A 19,789-nucleotide genomic window follows, 5' to 3' on the forward strand; every position below is an offset into this window, starting at 1 on the left:
ACCCTGATGATCCAGGGCACCACGTCCGATGCCGGCAAGAGCACGCTGGTGGCCGGCCTGTGCCGCGTCGCCCATCGCGCGGGGGTGCGCGTGGCCCCGTTCAAGCCGCAGAACATGGCGCTCAACAGCGCCGTCACCGCCGACGGTGGCGAGATCGGCCGTGCCCAGGCGCTGCAGGCGCAGGCCGCCGGCATTGCGCCCACGGTCGACATGAACCCCGTCCTGCTCAAGCCCAACAGCGACATCGGCGCGCAGGTCATCATCCACGGCCAGCCGCGCTGCGACTTGGATGCACGCGCCTATCACGACTACAAGCCCACCGCGATGGCCGCCGTGCTGGCGTCGCACGCCCGCCTGCGCACGCAATACGACCTCGTGCTCGTGGAAGGCGCCGGCAGCCCTGCCGAGATCAACCTGCGTGACCGCGACATCGCCAACATGGGGTTTGCCGAAGCGGTGGACTGCCCGGTCGTGCTGGTTGCCGACATCGACCGTGGCGGCGTCTTCGCGCATCTCGTGGGTACGCTGGCCTGCCTGTCGGAGAGCGAACGCGCGCGCGTGGCCGGCTTTGTCATCAATCGGTTTCGCGGCGACATTTCGCTGCTCACGCCGGGGCTCGACTGGCTGACGGCGCAGACGGGCAAGCCGGTCTTTGGCGTGCTGCCGTATCTGCATGGCCTGCATCTCGATGCGGAAGACGCGGTGCAGACAGCGCAGCGCGCCGTTTCGGGGAATGCGGGCGAAGCGCTGCGCGTGGTGATTCCGGTGCTGCCGCGCGTCTCCAACCACACCGATTTCGATGCGCTGCGTGCGCACACGCAGGTGGATGTGCGGCTGATTGGCCCCGGCCAGCCGATTCCGCCCGCAGACCTGATCATCCTGCCCGGCAGCAAAAGCGTGCAGGCGGACCTCGCCTGGTTGCGCACCAATGGCTGGGAGGCCGCCATCGCACGGCACCTTCGCTACGGCGGCAAGCTGATCGGCATCTGCGGTGGCATGCAGATGCTGGGGCGCCGGTTGCACGATCCGCACGGGCTGGAAGGGACGCCGGGCAGTGTCGACGGCCTCGGTTATCTGGAATTCGAAACCACGCTCGACGCGGCCAAGCAACTGCGCCAAGTGCGCGGCACGCTGACCGGGGGCGTGGCAGGAGGGGCGATAGGGGCAGCCATCGCCGGCTACGAAATCCATATGGGTGTGACGGACGGGCCGGCGCTCGCGCGGCCTGCCGTGCAACTGGACGATGGCCGCGTAGACGGCGCGATTTCTGCCGACGGCCAGATTCTCGCCACGTATCTGCACGGCCTGTTCGATGCTCCCGAGGCCTGCCGCACGCTGCTCGCCTGGGCCGGCGTGCGCGATGCGCAGGCGCTGGACTATGCCGCCCTGCGCGAAGCCTCGCTGGAACGCCTGGCTGATACCTGCGAGGCCCATCTGGACCTGCCGGCCCTGTTTGCCGCCCTGGGCATCCCGGCTGAGCCATAATCTGCAAATATGCAGATCGTCCGAGTGACCTACTCGGCACATTATTCGAGCGCGAGGAGGCTGGCATGCCGGTGGCCGTTGTAGCGAATCCGAAGGGTGGGGTGGGCAAGACGACGTTGGCGACCAATCTGGCCGGCTACTTTGCCGCGCAGGATCACACGGTGATGCTGGGCGACACCGACCGCCAGCAGTCGTCGCGCGAGTGGCTGGCGCTGCGCCCCGCGACGGCCAAGCCCATCAGCACGTGGGAGATCAACGCCGACCACATCGCCAAGCCGCCCAAGGGCACCACGCATGTGGTGCTCGACACGCCCGCCGGCCTGCACGGCTGGCGGCTGACCGACCTGGTCAAGCTGTCGGATCACGTGATCGTGCCGCTGCAACCTTCGATGTTCGACATCCTCGCTACGCAGACCTTCCTGCGCAGGCTGGCAGACGAAAAGCCGATCCGCCATGGCGACGTCAAGCTGGGCGTGGTCGGCATGCGCGTGGATATGCGCACGCGCGCAGCCGAGCAGCTTCAGCGCTTCGTGCAGGGGTTGCAGGTGCCCATTCTGGGTTATCTGCGCGATACCCAGAACTATGTGCAACTGGCCGCGCACGGCTTGACGCTGTGGGACGTGGCGCCCTCGCGCGTGGTTCGCGACGTGGAGCAGTGGGGTGGAATTCTCGGGTGGCTCGGTGCGGCGGCTGCGCAGGTCGCGCCGCCGGATACGTCGGCAGCGGTATGAAAAAAGCCCGGCAGTTGCCGGGCTTCTTGTTGGTGCCGCGCGTTGTTCAGATCTCGAGGTTATCGATCAGGCGCGTCTTGCCGAGCTTGGCCGCGGTCAGCACCACCAGCGGCTCGCCGGCGGCGATGTTCTCGGGCGTTGGCATTTGCAGGTCGGAGCGGCGGCGCACGGCCACGTAGTCGGGTTGCCAGCCGCGGTCGCGCAGGGTGTCCATCGCCTTGGCCGTCACCTCTTCGTGCGAGGCTTGGCCCTGCAGCACGGTTTCCAGCACATCCTGACGCACCTGGTGCAGCAGGCGGTACAGCTCGGGCGCTTCGGCACGCTCGTCGCTGGACAGATACGCGTTGCGCGACGACAGCGCCAGGCCATCTTCTGCGCGCACCGTCTCGGCGGGAATGATGTCCACCGGCAGCGCAAACTGATTGGCCATCCGGCGCACGATCATCAACTGCTGGTAGTCCTTCTTGCCGAACACGGCCACGCGCGGCTGCACGCAGCAGAACAGCTTCATCACCACCGTGCAGACGCCCTTGAAGAAGCCGGGGCGGAACTCGCCTTCGAGGGTGTCGCCCAGGTCGTGCGGCGGCTCCACGCGGTATTCCTGCGGCTCGGGGTACATGTCGCGCTCGGTGGGCGCAAACAGCACATACACGCCTTCCTTCTGCAGCTTCTCGATGTCGTCTTGCAGTGTGCGCGGGTATTTGTCGAAGTCTTCGTTCGGGCCGAACTGCAGGCGGTTCACGAAGATGGACGCCACCACCGGATCGCCGTGCTGGCGTGCCAGGCGCATCAGGCTCAGGTGGCCCTCATGCAGGTTGCCCATGGTCGGCACGAAGGCGACGCGGTTCTGGCCGCGCAACTGGTCGCGCAGCTCCTGGATGGACGAGATGACTTTCATTCGCTTTGGTGGTGATCCGACCGATTACGTCGGAGAGTAGGCAAGGCGCACGTAGATGGGTGCGTACGGTTCAGCCTGCGTGATTTCGAGCAGCGATTCGCGCGAGAGCTCCAGCATGGCGACAAAGTTGACCACCACGATGGGCGCCCCCTTGCCGGACTGGATCGCTTCTTCAAACAGCTCGGTGAATTCCATGAACCGCGCGTGCTGCAGCTTGCGCAGTATCTGGCTCATGTGTTCGCGCACGGACAGCTCTTCGCGCGAGATCTTGTGGTGCTGCGTGAGCTTGGCCCGGCGCAGCACGTCTGCCCAGGCGACGCGCAGGTCGTCGGAATTGACGTCGGGGTAGCGCGGCGCGAGGCTCTGCTCGATGTAGACCTGCGCGCGCAGGAAGTCGCGGCCGAGCTGCGGCACGGTGTCGAGCTTCTGCGCGGCGAGCTTCATCTGCTCGTATTCGAGCAGGCGGCGCACCAGTTCGGCGCGCGGGTCTTCGGGTTCTTCGCCGGAGTCGGTCTTCTTGACCGGCAGCAGCATGCGCGACTTGATCTCGATCAGCATGGCCGCCATCAGCAGGTATTCGGCGGCCAGTTCCAGGTTGGTTGCGCGGATCTGCTCGATGTACGCCAGGTATTGCCGCGTGACCTGCGCCAGCGGAATGTCCAGCACATTGAAGTTCTGGCGGCGGATGAGGTAGAGCAGCAGATCCAGCGGCCCTTCGAATGCTTCGAGAAAGATCTCGAGCGCGTCGGGCGGGATGTAGAGGTCTTGCGGGAGCTTGAACAGCGGCTCGCCGTACAGCCGCGCGAAGGCCAGGCCATCGACCTGTGCCGGCGTGGAGTCCTGCTCGGCCGCCACGCTGGGCAGCTCGACGGGCAGCGGCAGTTTGTCCTGCGCGGGAGTGGTCATGCGGCGGCGAGTTTCGGGGCGCTGGTGGTCGTCAGACTGCCGATCAGTCCAGCGAGTAGACGTACGGCTTTTGCGCCACGCGGGCGGCCTGGGCGCGTGCGCGCTCGTCCAGGTCGATCGGGTCTTTGTCCCACAGCAGGGAGCGGCCTTGGCGCTGCTGCGTTTCCAGATCGGGCTTCTGGGTCTTGAGTTCTTCCAGGAACTGGGTGATCTCGGACTTGTACAGGGACATGGCGGTATGTGATGTTGGATGACCTTGCCCGGCCGGGAGGGCTCCCGGGCGGAAAACCGGCGCATTTTACCGTATTGGCCGTTGGGCACGGCGCCTGCGGAGGGCTTCGGACCGATCCGAAAGGACGCATTGGTTGCATTTGCCTGGGCACCGTCCGGAACCGGTATGGTCAAATACGGCTTTCCTTCGACTCAGCCGGCCCGTGGGCGCGGCGCCACGCTTGCCACGATGACCGGCCTTAAGCGACCATCGCGACCGCCACGCTTTCGCTTTCCTGCTGTTCACGCCGCCGCACTCGCGGCCGGGTTTGTCCTGTCCATCGTCTGTGCGCCGGCACACGCCGAGTATGAGGTCAAGATCGAGGCACCCAAGGCGATCCGCGACCTGCTGGAGCGCCATCTCGACCTTTCCCGCTACCAGGACCGCAAGGACATCACCGACGCCCAACTCCAGTACATGGTTGAGACCGTGGGCGAGGAGGTTGCCAAGCTGACGGCCACGGAGGGCTATTTCGTGCCCAAGGCGACCGCCCAGTTGGAGGGGCCTCCAGACCACCGCGTCGTGCGGGTGAAGGTCGATCCCGGCCCGCGTACCACCATCGACAGCGTGGCGCTGGACTTCAACGGCGCCATCACGCAGGAACCCAAACGCATCGAAGAACTGAACAAGGTCTGGGGCCTGCCGCAAGGCATGGCCTTTCGCCAGGCCGGCTGGGACAAGGCCAAGGACGACAGCCTGGCCGCGTTGCAGAGCAAGCGTTATTACGCCGCCAAGCAGACGGCGTCGCAGGCGCGCGTCGACCCGGACGAGAGCAAGGCCGACCTGTCCGTCACCTATGACAGCGGTCCGGCCTACACGCTGGGGCCGCTGGATGTGCAGGGGCTGTCGCGCTACCCGCGCAGCATCATCGACAACGTCAACCCGCTGCGCGTGGGCGAGGACTACTCCGCCGATCGCCTGCAGTCGCTGCAGGCCGCCATCCAGGGCCAGCCGTATTTCGCCAACGCCATCGTCGACCTGGGCGAAGACCCTAAGAACCCGGTGGATGCGCCCGTGCGCGTGCGTGTGCGCGAGTACCCGCCCAACCGCATCACCAGCGGTGTCGGCTACGGCACCGACACCGGCGCATCGGTGGAAGGGCGTTACCAATACCTGAACCTGTTCAACAAGGCGTGGGTGCTCGACACCCAGGCGCGCATCGAGCAGCGCCGGCAATACCTGTTCGGCAGCGTGACCCTGCCGCCCGACGAGAAGCAGTACGTCAACAGCATTTACAGCAGCATGGATCGCACCGACACGTCGGGCACCGACACGCGCAGCTACCGATCCGGCTTCAAGCAGACGCGCGTGCGCGGCATCTACGAGACCTCGTTCACGATCGACTACTACTACGATGATCTGCGTCCTGAGGGCGCCGCGCGCCAGTTGAGCAAGGCGCTGGTGCCCGGCTTTGCCTGGACGCGCCGCAATGTGGACGACCCGTTGTTCCCGCGCCGGGGCAACATCATCACCACGCAGATTGGCGCGGCGGTCAAGGGCCTGCTGACCGACCAGTCGTTCGTGCGTTCGTACAGCCGCATCCGCCAATACGTGCCGGTGGGGCAGCGCGACATCTTTGTCGCGCGGGCCGAGCTGGGCGGCGTCATTACCTCCGGCACCGGCGATGGCGTGCCGGCCACGCTGCGCTTCCGCACAGGCGGCACGCAGTCGATCCGCGGCTATGACTTCCAGAGCATCGGCAACCAGGTCGACGGCAGCACGCTGCCGACCAAGTTTCTTGTCACCGGCGGGCTGGAGTACCAGCGCTGGTTCTTGCCACAATGGGGCGCCGCCGTGTTCTGGGATACGGGCACGGCCACCGACAACTGGTCGGAGCGTCGCTGGTTCAACGGTGTGGGCGTGGGCGTGCGCTGGAAGAGCCCGGTCGGGCCGATTCAGGTCGACTTGGCGTACGGCATTCAGCAGCGCCAGTTCCGGCCGAGCGTGTCGCTCGGGATCGCGTTCTGAGAATAGGTATGACCGACACGCAGACTCCCAAATCCGCTCAACCTGAAACGCCACGTCCGAAACGTGGCTGGGGCCGGCGCCTGCTGCGCTGGCTGGGGGGCCTGATTGCTCTCGTGCTGGTGATCATGCTCGCGCTCGCGGGCTGGCTCGTCTGGGCCGTTCATTCGCAGACGGGCACGGCGCAGTTGTGGTCGCTCGCCACGCGCTTCGGCCACGCCTATGTGTCGGGCAAGCTGGTCGGCGGCACGTTGCGCGAGGGCGTGTCGCTACGCGACCTGCACGTGCGCGCGGGCAGCACCGAAGTGCGCATCGACCACGCAGAAGGCCGCTGGAGCGTGACGCGCGGCCCGTGGCATGCACGCTTCGCCTACCTGACTGCCGGCAATGTCGAGGTGATCCTCCATCCCACGCCGCCGACACCCCCGAGTGGGCCGCCTGCTTCGCTGGTGTTGCCGCTGGCGCTCGATGTGGACCGCCTGGCCGTCGACCGCCTCGCCATTCGCGAAGGAACGTCGACGACCGAACTGAAGTCGATTGTCGGCAGCCTGCACACCGACGGCACGCACCACAACGTGCTGCTCGACGGCATGGAAACGCCGGCCGGCAAGCTGGCCGCCACGCTGCGCATGACGGGCGCGCGACCCTATCCGCTGACGGGCGCCGCGACGCTCGCCACGCAGTTCGAGGCGAACGGCCAGAAGCAGGACGCGTCGGTGTCGGCGCAACTGTCGGGCTCGCTGGAAGCGCTGCATATCGATGCGACCGGTACCGGCGCCAAGCTGACCGCGCAGGCGCAGATTGATGCCACGCCGTTTGGCGCGCTACCGCTGTCGCGGGCGGTGGTGTCGGCCGATCACGTCAACCCGCGCGTGTTTGCGCCGGGCGCGCCGGAAGCGTCGCTCACCATTCACGCCGATCTGCGCCCAGACGAGAAAGCCAAGACATTGACCGTGGCCGGCCCCGTGCAGATCGACAATGCGCAGGCCGGCACGCTCGACAAGCAGAAGCTGCCGCTGCAGTCGTTGCGCGCGCAGGTGCGGCTGAACGAAGACGATCAGCAGCTCACCGGCCTCGACGTACGTCTGCTGGGCGGCGCGCAACTGACCGGCGCCGCCGATGTGAAGAAGGGGCGCGGTACGCTGCGCGTCGATGTGCGGCAACTCGATTTGCAGGCACTGCACGCATCGCTGGAGAAGACCAATCTCGCCGGCCCCATCACCGTGGACTTTGCGAGCGGCACGCAGCGCGTGGCGCTCGATCTGGCGGGCGGCGACATGCGGGCACAAGCCAAGGCAGTGCTCGACGCCGCGCAGGTAGCGGTGGAGAGCGCTCAGGTGTCGCTCGGCCGTTCGCGGCTGACGCTGGCGGGCACGCTCAAGCACGACGATGCGCAGTCGTTCGCCTTCAAGGGCAACCTGGCCGAATTCGACCCATCGCGGCTGGCCAAGGTGGCCAAGGGGCGCATCAATGCCGAGTTCGATGCGCGCGGCACGCTGGGCGAGCCGATCGACGCAGCGATCAAATTTGCCGTGCGCGACAGCGACTACGCCGGCCTGCCGATGACCGGCGACGGCAACGTCCATCTGCGCGGTGAGCGCTTGCTGCCGAGCGACGCCAGGCTGGATGTGGCCGGCAACAAGGCGAACCTGCGTGGCAGCTTTGGCGCTGCGGGCGACCGCCTGCATGTGGAAGTCGACGCGCCCCAGCTCGCGCGCCTGCAGCTTGGCGTGAGTGGAGCGCTCACCTTGTCGGGCGATGTGTCGGGCACCCTCAAGAGCCCACAGGTGGACGCCACGTTCCGCGCCCAGCAGCTCGCCTATCAAGGCAACAAGATCGAACTGGCGAACGGTCGCGCGCAGATGCATGACGGGCTCGACGGCCAACTCCAGCTTGCGCTGACGGCGCAGCGCGTGACGGCGCCGAGCGTGTCATTGCGCGAGGTGCATGCCACGCTGGACGGCACGCGCCGCGCCCACCGCTTTCACGCCGATGCGGATGGCAACGTGCGCAACCAGCCGTTCAAGTTCGCGCTGGCGGGCGAAGGTGCGCTCACACCCGGCAAGGACGGTGATGCGTGGGATGGCACGCTCTCCACTTTGTCGGCACAGGGCGCGCCCAACCTGCAACTGACGGCGCCGGTGCGCGTGTCGGTGGCGCCGGGTCGCCTGATGGTTGGACGTGCGGATCTGACGCTGGACCAGACGCCCATCCATATCGACCGCGTGGAGTCCAATCAAGGTCACCTGCGCAGCGCCGGCCGCTTTGACGGCTTGCAGATTGCACGCGTGCTGGAACTCGTGCGCACGTGGACGGGCCAGGCATCGCCGGTGCGCACCGATCTCGTGATCGATGGCCAGTGGGATTTGGATCTTGGCAGCACGGCCAGCGGCACGGCACGCATTGCCCGCCGCAGCGGCGATCTGTCGATCAACGCCGGTCGCGGTTTTACCCCGCTGGGCCTGACCGAGGCGACGGTGGAAGCGCGCGGCGAGGGCATGCGCCTGGCACTGCGCGGCAACGTGCAGTCGACGCGCGTCGGCAATCTCTATCTCGATGCCGGGGTGGGGCTGGCGCGCGATGCCGCGCCGGGGTCGCTGGCGCTGATGGCGCCGTCGTCGCCGCTGTCCGGCGGGCTGACGGTGAGTCTGCCGCACCTCAAAGGCATCGGTGACCTGCTGGGGCCGGACGTCGCGACCGACGGCCAATTGGCGGCCAGCCTGACGTTTGCCGGCACGGTGGGCGCGCCCAAGGTCAGCGGCTTTATGACCGGGCAGGACCTCGACGTGGCCCTGTATGACCAGGGCATTCGCCTGACAGGTGGTGTCGTGCGCGTGGCGCTGGACCAGAACGTGGTCGACCTGCAGGACGTGCTGTTCCACGGTGGCGACGGCACCGTGCGTGCGCAGGGCCGCGTTCAGCTTGGCGAAGCCAACCCGAACCTGGCCGGCGCCATCGTTGCCGACAAATTGCAGCTCTTTTCTGACCCGGACCGTGCGCTGGTGTTGTCAGGCGAGGCACGTATCGCCAACGACAACGACCGCGTGGCCGTCACCGGCAAGTTCAAGGTGGACCGAGGCCTGTTCAACCTGCCCAAGGATGGCGCGCCGATGCTCGGCGACGACGTGGTCATCGTTCGTCGCGCCGATGCCGCCCGCAACCAGGCCGAGCGAGGCATCAAGCGCGAAGAAAAGCCCGCCGGCCGCTTCAGCCCAGTGGTCGAAGTCGACGTTGATTTTGGCGATAACTTCCGCTTCAAGGGCGCGGGAGCCGACCTCTCGCTCGGCGGCCAGATGCATGTGCATAGCGAACCGCTGGTGCCCCTGCGCGGCACCGGCACGATCTACGTGCGCGAGGGCAGCACCTACGAAGCCTTCGGCCGAAAGCTGGCCATTGAACAGGGCGTGCTGAACTTTATTGGGCCGATCAACAACCCGTCGTTCAACATCATCGCCATGCGTCGCAATCAGGAAGTCGAGGCCGGCGTGCAGGTGACTGGTACGGTGCGGCAGCCGCGCGTGAAGCTCGTCTCCGAGCCCAACGTGCCAGATGAAGACAAGCTCTCGTGGCTGATGTTCGGCTACAGCGCCTCCAACGCGGGTCTCGGCCAGCAGCAGGCCATGTCTGGCGCGGCGCTGGGGCTATTGGGCAACGTGGCCGGCAAGAACGTGGCGCGGCGCTTCGGGTTCGATGAGTTCTCGATTGGCCCCTCCACCTCAGGCCTGACCGACCCGCAGGTGGTGAGCCTGGGCAAGGCGATCTCCGAGCGCATCACGGTGGGCTACGAGCAGAGCCTTTCCACCGCCGATTCCATCGTCAAGCTGACGTGGCAGTTCTCGCGACGCTGGTCGGTGGTGGCGCGTGGCGGGACGATCAACGGCGCGTCGGTGCTATTTAACAAACGCTTTTAATTGAATGCATGCACGCTGCCAGAATGGCGGCATTTGCGCGTTCCAACGAGAGGGTTCCATGCCGCAACGTCAACTGGCACAAGTGGGGGTCACCATGGGCATTCTGGCGTCATTGCTCGGGCTGTTCGGCTGCGATCAGCAAAAAGTTGACCAAGCTGTCGACCGCGCGGGCGATGCTGCCAAGCGGGCCTGGCAATCGGCCAAGCCGGACAACCTGCTGTTCAAGGACATCGTGGCCGGGCAGTCGACCGAGGCCGACGTGAAGGCCACCGCAGGGCAGCCGGAGATGATCTGGGAGAACGAGGATGGCACGCGGCAGCTTGAGTATCCGCGCGGGCCGGAAGGAACTTCCACCTGGATGGTGACGATCTCGCCCGATGGCCGCGTCGGCAAGATCGAGCAGGCGCTCACCGCCGAAAACTTTGGGCGCGTGCGCGTCGGGCAAACCAAGGATGACGTCCGGCGCATGCTGGGCAAGCCGACCAAGGTTGAGGCGTTTCGACTGAAGCAGGAAGAGGTTTGGGGATACAGGTGGATGGAGAGCCCGACTGAGCGGGCGTTCTTCAATGTCCACTTTGGACCGGATGGGCGGGTGACTACGACTTCTCGTAGTGATAATCGGTTGAATGGGGCTTAGGCTGGGCTTCTGACCTGGGTTTGTTCTTGCGGTGCATCCCTTGTTTCGCCCCTGCCGGGGGCGAAACCGGGATGAACCACCAAGGCCTATCCCAGAAAAAACATCAGCGAACCCGCATCCCCGGCACCGCACCGGAATGCGGCTCAAGAATGTAGAGGCCCGGTTGAGCCTTCTCATCGGCAGCCGAAGCCGCCAGCACCATCCCCTCCGATATCCCAAACTTCATCTTGCGCGGTGCGAGGTTGGCAACCATCACGGTCAGCTTGCCGACCAAGTCTTCCGGCGCATACGCCGACTGAATCCCCGAGAACACATTCCGCGTCTTGCCCTCGCCCACGTCCAGCGTGAGCTGCAGCAGCTTGTTCGAGCCCTCCACGCGCTGGCAGGCAACGATCTTGGCGACACGCAGGTCGATCTTGGCGAAGTCGTCGATGGTGATGGTCTCGGCCATCGGCTCGATCGGGGCGGCGCCGTTGGCGGCGGCAACTGGTGCGTCCGTAGCGGCCTGCAGCGATTGACGGTTGGCCTCCACCAGCGCATCGACCTGCTTCTTGTCCACGCGCGTCATCAGATGCGAGTACGGCTGGATCGGCTTGGCCGACGACAGTTGCGAGTCGATGGCACGCCAGTTTAGCGGCTCGACGTTGAGGAATGCTTCGATACGCTCGACCGTGGCCGGCAGAATCGGCTTCAGATACACGGCCAGCAGGCGGAACGCCTCCAGCGCTACCGAGCACGCGGCGTGCAGCTTGTCGCGGTTCGCCTCGTCCTTGGCCAGGTCCCACGGTTTTTCCGTGTCGACGAAGGCGTTGACGGCGTCGGCCAGTTCCATCACGGCGCGCAGGGCCTTGCTGTATTCGCGCTTCTCATACAGATCGGCAACTTGCGGGGCGGCTTCGCGCAGTTGCACCATCAGCGGATGACCCAGCGCCGCATCATTGACTCGGCCGTCGAAACGCTTGACCAGGAAGCCCGCCGAGCGGCTGGCAATGTTCACGAACTTGCCGACCAGATCGCTGTTCACGCGGGCGATGAAGTCGTCCAGGTTCAGGTCGAGGTCTTCCATCGTCGCGTTGAGCTTGGCGGCGAAGTAGTAGCGCAGCCACTCGGGGTTCAGGCCGGTGTCGATGTAGCTCTGCGCGGTGATGAAGGTGCCGCGCGACTTGCTCATCTTGGCGCCGTCCACGGTCAGGAAGCCGTGGGCAAACACGTTGGTTGGCGTGCGGTGGCCCGCGAACTTGAGCATGGCCGGCCAGAACAGCGTGTGGAAATACAGGATGTCCTTGCCGATGAAGTGGTACTGCTCGGTCGTCGAGTGCTCGGCGATCCACGATTCGAAGTCGAGGCCGAGGCGGGCAGCCAGGTTCTTGAAGCTGGCGTAGTAGCCGACCGGTGCATCCAGCCACACATAGAAGTACTTGCCCGGTGCGCCCGGGATCTCGAAGCCGAAGTACGGTGCGTCACGCGAGATGTCCCAGTCCGACAGTTTGGCCTCGCCTTCGTCGCCGAGCCATTCGCGCATCTTGTTGGTGGCTTCGGGCTGGGCCAGGTCGGCCACCCACTCGCGCAGGAAGGTCTCGCAGCGCGGGTCGGACAGCTTGAAGAAGTAATGCTCCGACGACTTGCGCACAGGCGTCGCGCCCGACACCACGGAATACGGGTTCTTCAGATCGGTCGGCTGGTAGGTGGCGCCGCAGACTTCGCACGAATCGCCGTATTGGTCTTTCGCGCCGCACTTCGGGCACTCGCCCTTGATGAAGCGGTCCGGCAGGAACATTTCCTTGACTGGGTCATAGAACTGCTCGACTTCGCGCACGTCGATCAGGCCGGCTTCCTTGAGCTTGAGGTAGATGCTCTGGCACAGCTCCTTGTTTTCGTCGGAGTCGGTGCTGTAGTAGTTGTCGAACGAGACGAGGAAGTTGTCGAAATCGCGCTTGTGCTCTGTCCAAACGCGTTCGATGAGCTGGCGCGGGGTCAGGCCTTCCTTCTCGGCGCGCAGCATGACGGGCGTGCCGTGCGTGTCGTCGGCGCCCACGTAGTAGGTCTCATGCCCGCGCATGCGCTGAAAGCGCACCCAGATATCGGTCTGGATGTACTCGACCAGGTGGCCGATGTGGATCGGCCCATTGGCATAGGGCAGGGCGGAAGTGACGAGGATGCGACGTTCGGACATGGGCAGGCCAGAAAAGTGCGGGCGGGCCGCGGGCAGGGCGCGGCGCGCGGAGAAACGCATATTTTAGCGCGCCCGGCGGTGGCGGGCCGGCCAAGGAGGGATCTGGGGAATCGCGGGTGTAATCGCGGGCTTGGCCCATGCGCCACGATGCCGCGCATGGTGTGGCCCCAAAAAAAGCGCCGGTCAGAGCCGGCGCAGCTTTCCACAACGGAAAAGGAGGAGAAATCAGGTACCGCCCGGGAGGTCAGCCACACATCGCGAGCCAGCAACGTACGGCAAGCGGTACCCGTTTTCTATGACTGGTCACCCTTGAATTGGTTTCAAATAAATTTCGACGCGGCGATTTTGTGCGCGGCCTGCCTCGGTGGCATTGTCGGCAACCGGCTGCGTCTGCCCACGGCCCTCGGCGGAGAGGCGGTTGCGGGCGACGCCACGGTCGGTCAGGTAGCTCGCCACGCTCTGGGCGCGCTTCTGCGACAGGGTCATGTTGTAGTTCGGATTGCCGGTGCTGTCGGTGTGGCCGACCACGTTGGCGGCGAGTTCCGGATGTTGCGTGAGCGTCTGTGCCACGCTATCCAGCGGGCCGCGGAACGACGGCTTGATCACCGCGCTGTCGGTATCGAACGAAACCTGGCTCGGGATATTCAGCTTGAGCGAGCCGTCGGGCTGCTCCGAAATTTGCGTGCCCGTGCCAGCGGTGTCGCCGGCCAGCTTGGACTTGATGGCGCCCCAGTTGTAGCCGACGGCCGCGCCGGTTGCCGCGCCCAGTGCGCCGCCGATGGCTGCGCCCTTGCCATTGCCGACCAGCGCACCGATGCCGGCGCCCACGGCCGCGCCAACGCCCGTGCCCACGGCAGTCTGGTTCTGCTGCTCGGTGGCGCAGCCGGCCGCCAGCAGGGCGACGAGCGATACGGAAATAAGCTTGGCTTTCATGATTTCTCCTACGAAATAACGGGGTCGGTTCTTGTTTGGCTTACCGATGACCGGCGCGGCCGAGGGATATTTGGGGGGAATCGGGCGAATGTCGCGCCGGCAAAATACAATAGCAAAACAGTACATAGAGTGGCGAATGGATTGCAAAGTTCACGCAGCGCCACTGTTGGACCGTCCCCCATTCGCATTAGATGCATAGATTTCTGGAGCCCAAGTTGAGCGTAACCATCGAACAGATCACCGAAGCCCTGCGCGGCGTGGTGGACCCCAATACCGAGCGCGACCTTGTGTCGTCCAAGTCGGTGCGCAACGTCCGGGTCGATGGCGGCGAGGTGTCGCTCGACGTGGAACTCGGCTACCCGGCCAAGAGCCAGTTCGAGACGATCCGCAAGCTGGTGATCGGCGCTTTGCGCCAGGTGCAAGGTGTCGAAAATGTGAGCGTGCAGGTGTCGATGAAGATCGTTGCGCACGCCGTGCAGCGCGGCGTGCACCTGCTCCCCAATGTGAAGAACATTATTGCCGTGGCTTCGGGCAAGGGCGGTGTGGGCAAGTCGACCACCGCCGTGAACCTGGCGCTGGCGCTGTCCGCCGAGGGCGCCAAGGTTGGCATTCTTGATGCCGACATCTACGGCCCGAGCCAGCCGATGATGCTGGGCATCCAGGGCCAGCCGGAGTCGGCCGACGGCAAGACGATGGAGCCGATGGAAGGCCACGGCATCCAGGCCAACTCGATCGGCTTCCTGATCGAGGCGGACAACCCGATGGTCTGGCGCGGCCCGATGGTCACGTCGGCGCTGGAGCAACTGCTCAAGCAGACCAACTGGCGCGATCTGGATTACCTCATCGTCGACATGCCGCCGGGCACGGGCGATATCCAGCTCACGCTGTCGCAGAAGGTTCCGGTGACGGGCGCGGTGATCGTCACCACGCCGCAGGACATCGCGCTGCTGGACGCCAAGAAGGGCCTAAAGATGTTCGAAAAGGTGGGCATTCCCATCATCGGCGTGGTCGAGAACATGGCGGTGTACTGCTGCCCCAACTGCGGCCACACCGAGCACATCTTCGGCGCGGGCGGTGGCGAGAAGATGTGCGCGCAGTACGGCGTGCCGTTCCTGGGCAGCCTGCCGCTGAACCTCTCCATCCGCGAGCAGGCCGATTCGGGCCGCCCGACCGTGGTGGCGGATCCGGATGGCGCGATTGCGGGCGTCTACAAGTCGATCGCTCGCCGCGTCGCCATTGCCGTGGCCGAGAAGGCGAAGGACATGACGAGCAAGTTCCCGTCGATCGTCGTGCAGAACACGTAAGTCGAGCGCAGCACCATGGACATCGTCGAACCGTTGCAGGACGAGCGCCCCACCGAAAGACCTTCGGTGCGCGTGGCGGTGGTGCTGTGCCGTCGCCCGACAGCCAACCGCTGGCAGCCATTCCAGTGGCGGCTGGAGGCGGTGGTGCCGGACCTGGGCGAATACGGCACTGAGCCACGCTGCCTCGATCGCTCCGACGATGCGGAGCGCTGGCTCACCCCGGGCTTTACCGTCACGCTGTTCCATGACGAGGCCGAGGGCTACTACCTGAACGTGACCTCCGCCGCGCCGTGCTGGTTCGTGTTGTGGCGACTGGGCGAGGCCGGTACCGCCGATGAGGACCGGGCGATCCCGCATACCGTGTCGCTCAGCTATAACGAGGCCGGCCGCTGGCTTGATGGCGGTGAGACCGTCGAGAACGTGCCGCTGGACGCCGCCGCGCTGGAGTGGCTGCGGGCGTACGTGGCCGAGAACTATCGACCTGAGCCAAAGAAGCGGCGCCGGCCCGAGTCGTTCCTGTCGCCGGAAGACCGCGCGAAGTACTGAATCGAGGCTGCCGTGAGCGATGAATCCTTCCTGTCGCGCTGGTCGCGCCGCAAGGCGGCCGAGCGGCGCGGCGAGCCCGAATTGGAGGCGGCACTGCCTGCTGAGGTGGCGCCTGCGCCCATCATCGCCGCACCCGAGCCAGAGGCTGTGGAGCCGGCGCCCGACGCGCCGCCGCTCACGTTGGACGATGCCGCCAAGCTGACCCCCGCCGACGACTTCACCCCCTTCATCGCGCGTGGCGTGGACGAGGTGGTCAAGCGGGCCGCGCTCAAGAAGCTCTTTGCCGATCCGCACTTCAACGTGATGGATGGGCTCGACACGTATATCGACGATTATTCACAGCCCGATCCGATTCCGCCTGCGATGCTGCGCGAGTTGCGTCAGGCGGCCGAATTACGGTTGTTTGAGCCGTTGGACGAGGAAACGGCGGAGCGGACGGGAGTCGAACCGGCATCCGATGAGCCACCGATGTTGACGGGCGAAACACCTGCCGAATCGGCCGAGCAGCCATCACCCGACGCACCTGCCGAGGCAACCTCGCATGGCGACCCTAAGCCGCCGTCCGTAGAATAAAAAAAGAGGACCGCGCGGCAGCGACCGGGCGGCCATGTCCCCACAGCCCGCGCGACAGATGCGGGCGCATACGCACAATTCCATGCCCACGCTGGTCTGCAGTTGCAATCACACCATGCCGCTCGACGCTGATGCCGTCGATACGATAGGCGACGCCTTGCGCGCGTCCGGTGCGCCCATCGATGCGCCCAGTCAGGTGCACCACCTGCTGTGCCGGCGCGAGATCGGCGCCTTCACGCAGGCGCTGGATGGCACCGAGGACGTGATCGTCGCTTGCACGCAGGAGAAGGCGTTGTTTGCTGAAGTGGTCGCGCAGCGCGATGGCGTGACGGCGCCGATCCATTTCGTCAACATCCGCGAGACCGGGGGGTGGTCGGCCGGCACGCGGCGCCATGCCCGCGGCTTTCACGCCAAGACGGCTGCGCTGCTGGCTGTGGCCGGGCTGCCCGCACCTGACCCGGTGCCGGTGGTTGCGTACCGTTGCGCCGGCAACCTGCTGATCGTCGGCCCGGCTGAGCGCGTGATGCCGTGGGCTGAGCGCCTGGCCGATCAACTGAGCGTGACGGTGCTCGCCACCGGCCGCGACCGCGCTGCCGACCCGCTCTCGCCGCCGATGGAGCGCCGCTGGCCCGTCCACGCCGGCGAACTGACGCAGGTCAGCGGGTGGCTTGGCGCGTTCGAGGTGCAGTGGCGCAACCGCAATCCGATCGACCTGGACCGCTGCACACATTGCAATGCCTGCATTGACGTGTGCCCGGAAAAGGCGATTGACAGCCTCTACCAAATCGACCTCGATCTCTGCCGTGACCATCGCGACTGCGTGAAGGCCTGTGGCGAGGCCATGGCGATCGACTTCGGCCGCCTAGACGCGCCGCAAGCGCTCTCGGGCCAGTTCGACCTGATCTTTGACCTGAACGATGCGCCGGCCTTTGTGCAGCACCAGCCGCCGCAAGGCTACTTCCACGCCGGCACCGATGCCGGACGGCAGTTGACGGCGTCGCTGGCGCTGTTGCAATTGGTGGGCGAATTCGAGAAGCCCAAGTTCTTCCAGTACAAGGAATCGATCTGCGCACACGGACGCAATGGCCAAGTGGGCTGCGATGCGTGCGTGACGGTGTGCTCGGCATCGGCGATCTCGTCGCAATGGAAGGACGGGCGCGGCAGCGTGCACGTCACGCCCAATCTCTGCGTGGGCTGCGGCGCATGTACGACGGCGTGCCCGACGGGTGCCATCACCTATGCCTATCCGAGCGCGCCATATCAGGGGCGCAAGCTCAAGACGCTGTTGAACACGTACGCGTCGGCCGGCGGGCGCGATGCCGTTGTTTTGCTGCACAACGGTGAGCGCGGCCGAAAGCGGATCGAGCAGCTCGGTCGTGCCGCGCGCACGGGCAAGGCGCAGGGCGTGCCCGTGAATGTGCTGCCCGTGGAAGTGTTTCATGCGGCATCGACCGGGCTGGATCTGTGGTTGACCGCCTTGGCCCTTGGCGCCGCACGCATCGCCATCCTGCTCACCGAGGACGATGCGCCGCAATACCGCGAGATGCTCGCCGAGCAGGTTGCCGTGGCACAGGCCGTGCTGCAGGGGCTGGGCGATCCGCTGGATGCGCCGGGCGTTGTGCTGATCGATGAGGCCGATGTGACTGCGCTCGACCTGCGCCTGAATGCCGCGGAGGTGTCCGGCCCGCTGCGTGGTTTCCGCCGTGAAATGCCGGCCGCCACTTTCGCCGTGGCCGCCGCAAAGCGCGAGACGCTCGATTTCGCGCTGGATCATCTTGCGCGCCACGCCAAGGCTACCGAGGCCATCATTCCGCTGCCCGCCGGTGCGCCATTTGGGGCCATTGCAGTGGACCGTGAGCGCTGCACGCTGTGCATGGCCTGCGTTGGCGCGTGTCCTTCGCAAGCGCTGCGCGATACGGCCGAGCGGCCTGTGTTGGCCATGATCGAGCGCAACTGCGTCCAATGCGGCCTGTGCGAGACCACTTGCCCCGAAGACGCCATCGCCCTGGTGCCGCGCCTGAACCTGGGCACCGCCGCGCGCCAGCCGGTCACGCTCAACGAGGCGCAGCCGTTCCACTGCATCCGCTGCGGCAAGCCGTTCGGCACCGCGCAGATGATCACCACGATGCTCGCCAAGCTGGGCGCGCACCCAGCCTTCTCCGGCGCGGCGGCGGAACGCCTCAAGATGTGCCCCGACTGTCGCGTGATCGACATGATGGAGCGCGGCGAACAACCCGGCGCTGCTCACTGATCCGCCGCTAACCGAACGAACCCCATGACCGACGCCCAGCCCCTGCAATTCCAGCTCGCCGCAACGCCTGCCGACAGCGCCGAGGATCTCGCCCGCGCCGATCTGTACGGCCTGCTGGCCACGCTGTTCTTCCGTGCGCCCGAGCCCGATTTGCTGCAGCGCATTGCCGCAGCGCCGCCGGCTCCGGCAGACGAGGAGGGGGCTCGTCCGGACGACGTCGAAGCCGCCGCCAGCAGCGCGCTCACGCAGGCCTGGCGCCGCCTGGTGGCGCGCGCCGGGCAGACGACCGCCTCCCAGGCCGACGACGAATACACCGAGCTTTTCATTGGCGTCGGCAAGCCCGAGGTGTTCCTGTATGGCTCGTACTACCAGGCGGGTTTCCTCAACGAGAAGCCGCTGGTGGTGCTGCGCGATGACTTGCACCGCTACGGCCTGGAGCGCGCCGAGGGCGTCACCGAAACCGAAGACCACCTCGCCACGCTGTGCGAGGTCATGCGCTACCTGATTGCCGGGGACGACGCAGCCATTGGACACGTGGAAGAGCAACGCGCCTTCTTCCAGCGTCATCTGGCATCGTGGGTCGACACCGCTTGCGATGCTGTATTGCAGCATCCGCGCGCCGCGTTTTATGCCGATGTGGCCGGTTTGGCAAAAGCGTTTTTTGAAGTGGAGCGGCTCGCGCTCGAATTGGCCTGACGCTGCGTCAAGTATTTGCCTAAAAAGTCAGCATTTGGTCAAGAGTGAGGCCCCGCCAGCATCACGGCGGAGTGGTTCAGCTTATGCCGATTGAAAAAATTCATCGGTAAATCGTCAGAAAACTGCTGGAGTGAGGGATATCAGGCATGGTTTTCCTGTGCCATTACTTCTAAAATGTGTCCAAAATTTCCTATTACATTCGGTCATCGGTTCGCCAAAGCCGGGGAGCATCGACATGCCAGGTCCGAACACCGCCCCTCACACCCGCTCTCAAGCGGATGTCCCTGAGTCAGCGCCTACGCGCCGCCGCTTTCTGATGGGTGCCGCCGTGGCCGCTGCCGCTGCCGGTACCGCCGCCACGGCCGGACATCTCGCACAGGCGCCGATCGCCTCTGCCGCGCCGCAAGCCGAGCCCGCCGCTGACGACGCCTCGGGCTACCGCCTGACCGAGCACATCCGCAAGTACTACAAGACGACGTGGATCTGATGCAGCTTCGCCGGCATTCGCC

General features: G+C 65.7%; 16 protein-coding genes. 11 read left to right on the forward strand and 5 right to left on the reverse strand.

The genetic code is table 11. The annotated features are described in order from the left end of the window. The first annotated feature begins 6 nt into the window (after nucleotides 1-6). Complete coding sequence (locus tag B4F51_RS02920; RefSeq protein ID WP_296223591.1) at nucleotides 7-1,485, forward strand: cobyric acid synthase; 1,479 nt, start codon at nucleotides 7-9, stop codon at nucleotides 1,483-1,485. A 65-nt stretch (nucleotides 1,486-1,550) separates the two neighbouring features. After that, on the forward strand, nucleotides 1,551-2,216 hold the full coding sequence (locus B4F51_RS02925) for a ParA family protein (RefSeq protein ID WP_296223592.1): 666 nt from the start codon (nucleotides 1,551-1,553) through the stop codon (nucleotides 2,214-2,216). Between the two features lie 46 nt (nucleotides 2,217-2,262). On the opposite strand, the gene panC is transcribed toward B4F51_RS02925, so the two are convergent. From panC to B4F51_RS02940, 3 genes are read right to left on the reverse strand one after another with little or no spacing between them, the layout of a single operon-like run. Next, nucleotides 2,263-3,114 (reverse strand): pantoate--beta-alanine ligase, encoded by an 852-nt coding sequence (gene panC, locus B4F51_RS02930; RefSeq protein WP_296223593.1) that lies wholly within the window; start codon nucleotides 3,112-3,114, stop codon nucleotides 2,263-2,265. Between the two features lie 24 nt (nucleotides 3,115-3,138). Continuing rightward, nucleotides 3,139-4,020 carry a segregation and condensation protein A gene (locus tag B4F51_RS02935; RefSeq protein WP_296223594.1) on the reverse strand — a complete coding sequence of 294 codons (882 nt, stop codon included), beginning with the start codon at nucleotides 4,018-4,020 and terminating at the stop codon, nucleotides 3,139-3,141. 43 nt (nucleotides 4,021-4,063) lie between these two features. Further along, the gene (locus B4F51_RS02940) at nucleotides 4,064-4,252 is read right to left on the reverse strand and encodes a DUF3460 family protein (protein ID WP_296223595.1); all 189 of its coding nucleotides are present in this window, start codon (nucleotides 4,250-4,252) and stop codon (nucleotides 4,064-4,066) included. A 228-nt stretch (nucleotides 4,253-4,480) separates the two neighbouring features. Between B4F51_RS02940 and B4F51_RS02945 the strand changes: the two genes are divergently transcribed. The 3 genes from B4F51_RS02945 to bamE all read left to right on the forward strand — a co-directional run bounded on the left by B4F51_RS02945 (nucleotide 4,481) and on the right by bamE (nucleotide 10,804). Then, nucleotides 4,481-6,259: an autotransporter assembly complex protein TamA gene (locus B4F51_RS02945; RefSeq protein ID WP_296223596.1), complete on the forward strand. Its 1,779-nt coding sequence runs from the start codon at nucleotides 4,481-4,483 to the stop codon at nucleotides 6,257-6,259. A gap of 8 nt (nucleotides 6,260-6,267) precedes the next feature. Further along, the gene (locus B4F51_RS02950; RefSeq protein ID WP_296223597.1) at nucleotides 6,268-10,167 is read left to right on the forward strand and encodes a translocation/assembly module TamB domain-containing protein; all 3,900 of its coding nucleotides are present in this window, start codon (nucleotides 6,268-6,270) and stop codon (nucleotides 10,165-10,167) included. 94 nt (nucleotides 10,168-10,261) lie between these two features. After that, nucleotides 10,262-10,804, forward strand: coding sequence for an outer membrane protein assembly factor BamE domain-containing protein (bamE, locus tag B4F51_RS02955; RefSeq protein ID WP_296223645.1), 543 nt, complete (start codon nucleotides 10,262-10,264; stop codon nucleotides 10,802-10,804). 103 nt (nucleotides 10,805-10,907) lie between these two features. Here the strand turns inward: bamE and metG are convergent, their stop codons facing one another. Together metG and B4F51_RS02965 are read right to left on the reverse strand one after the other, a co-directional pair. Next, nucleotides 10,908-12,977 (reverse strand): methionine--tRNA ligase, encoded by a 2,070-nt coding sequence (gene metG, locus B4F51_RS02960; protein ID WP_296223598.1) that lies wholly within the window; start codon nucleotides 12,975-12,977, stop codon nucleotides 10,908-10,910. Nucleotides 12,978-13,280: 303 nt separating this feature from the next. After that, complete coding sequence (locus tag B4F51_RS02965; RefSeq protein ID WP_296223599.1) at nucleotides 13,281-13,910, reverse strand: OmpA family protein; 630 nt, start codon at nucleotides 13,908-13,910, stop codon at nucleotides 13,281-13,283. A gap of 215 nt (nucleotides 13,911-14,125) precedes the next feature. Here B4F51_RS02965 and apbC point away from each other — a divergent pair, with 215 nt between their 5' ends. The 6 genes from apbC (at nucleotide 14,126) to B4F51_RS02995 (ending at nucleotide 19,767) form a co-directional block, all read left to right on the forward strand. Continuing rightward, on the forward strand, nucleotides 14,126-15,214 hold the full coding sequence (gene apbC, locus B4F51_RS02970) for an iron-sulfur cluster carrier protein ApbC (RefSeq protein WP_296223600.1): 1,089 nt from the start codon (nucleotides 14,126-14,128) through the stop codon (nucleotides 15,212-15,214). 15 nt (nucleotides 15,215-15,229) lie between these two features. Next, entirely contained in the window at nucleotides 15,230-15,760 is a 531-nt protein-coding gene (locus B4F51_RS02975) for a DUF3305 domain-containing protein (protein WP_296223601.1), read from the forward strand. Nucleotides 15,761-15,772: 12 nt separating this feature from the next. Beyond that, nucleotides 15,773-16,333 (forward strand): DUF3306 domain-containing protein, encoded by a 561-nt coding sequence (locus B4F51_RS02980; protein WP_296223602.1) that lies wholly within the window; start codon nucleotides 15,773-15,775, stop codon nucleotides 16,331-16,333. 82 nt (nucleotides 16,334-16,415) lie between these two features. Beyond that, a complete protein-coding gene (locus tag B4F51_RS02985; RefSeq protein WP_296223603.1) occupies nucleotides 16,416-18,584 on the forward strand; it encodes a 4Fe-4S binding protein in 2,169 nt (722 codons plus the stop codon). Nucleotides 18,585-18,608: 24 nt separating this feature from the next. Beyond that, nucleotides 18,609-19,280, forward strand: a complete 672-nt coding sequence (locus tag B4F51_RS02990; RefSeq protein WP_296223604.1) for a TorD/DmsD family molecular chaperone — start codon at nucleotides 18,609-18,611, stop codon at nucleotides 19,278-19,280. A 235-nt stretch (nucleotides 19,281-19,515) separates the two neighbouring features. Further along, nucleotides 19,516-19,767 carry a twin-arginine translocation signal domain-containing protein gene (locus tag B4F51_RS02995; RefSeq protein WP_296223605.1) on the forward strand — a complete coding sequence of 84 codons (252 nt, stop codon included), beginning with the start codon at nucleotides 19,516-19,518 and terminating at the stop codon, nucleotides 19,765-19,767. Nucleotides 19,768-19,789: the final 22 nt, after the last annotated feature.

The organism is Ralstonia sp. UBA689 (genome assembly GCF_002298975.1).
In the GTDB taxonomy this organism is placed as follows: Bacteria; Pseudomonadota; Gammaproteobacteria; order Burkholderiales; family Burkholderiaceae; genus Ralstonia.

What these genes read in the sequence shown, in the direction of transcription:
- B4F51_RS02940 (WP_296223595.1), bottom strand. Translation starts at nt 4,252, where the DNA reads ATGTCCCTGTACAAGTCCGAGATCACCCAGTTCCTGGAAGAACTCAAG.
- B4F51_RS02990 (WP_296223604.1), top strand. Translation starts at nt 18,609, where the DNA reads ATGACCGACGCCCAGCCCCTGCAATTCCAGCTCGCCGCAACGCCTGCC.
- B4F51_RS02935 (WP_296223594.1), bottom strand. Translation starts at nt 4,020, where the DNA reads ATGACCACTCCCGCGCAGGACAAACTGCCGCTGCCCGTCGAGCTGCCC.
- B4F51_RS02920 (WP_296223591.1), top strand. Translation starts at nt 7, where the DNA reads ATGATCCAGGGCACCACGTCCGATGCCGGCAAGAGCACGCTGGTGGCC.
- B4F51_RS02945 (WP_296223596.1), top strand. Translation starts at nt 4,481, where the DNA reads ATGACCGGCCTTAAGCGACCATCGCGACCGCCACGCTTTCGCTTTCCT.
- B4F51_RS02975 (WP_296223601.1), top strand. Translation starts at nt 15,230, where the DNA reads ATGGACATCGTCGAACCGTTGCAGGACGAGCGCCCCACCGAAAGACCT.
- B4F51_RS02925 (WP_296223592.1), top strand. Translation starts at nt 1,551, where the DNA reads ATGCCGGTGGCCGTTGTAGCGAATCCGAAGGGTGGGGTGGGCAAGACG.
- bamE (WP_296223645.1), top strand. Translation starts at nt 10,262, where the DNA reads ATGGGCATTCTGGCGTCATTGCTCGGGCTGTTCGGCTGCGATCAGCAA.
- metG (WP_296223598.1), bottom strand. Translation starts at nt 12,977, where the DNA reads ATGTCCGAACGTCGCATCCTCGTCACTTCCGCCCTGCCCTATGCCAAT.
- B4F51_RS02950 (WP_296223597.1), top strand. Translation starts at nt 6,268, where the DNA reads ATGACCGACACGCAGACTCCCAAATCCGCTCAACCTGAAACGCCACGT.
- panC (WP_296223593.1), bottom strand. Translation starts at nt 3,114, where the DNA reads ATGAAAGTCATCTCGTCCATCCAGGAGCTGCGCGACCAGTTGCGCGGC.
- B4F51_RS02985 (WP_296223603.1), top strand. Translation starts at nt 16,416, where the DNA reads ATGCCCACGCTGGTCTGCAGTTGCAATCACACCATGCCGCTCGACGCT.
- B4F51_RS02995 (WP_296223605.1), top strand. Translation starts at nt 19,516, where the DNA reads ATGCCAGGTCCGAACACCGCCCCTCACACCCGCTCTCAAGCGGATGTC.
- B4F51_RS02965 (WP_296223599.1), bottom strand. Translation starts at nt 13,910, where the DNA reads ATGAAAGCCAAGCTTATTTCCGTATCGCTCGTCGCCCTGCTGGCGGCC.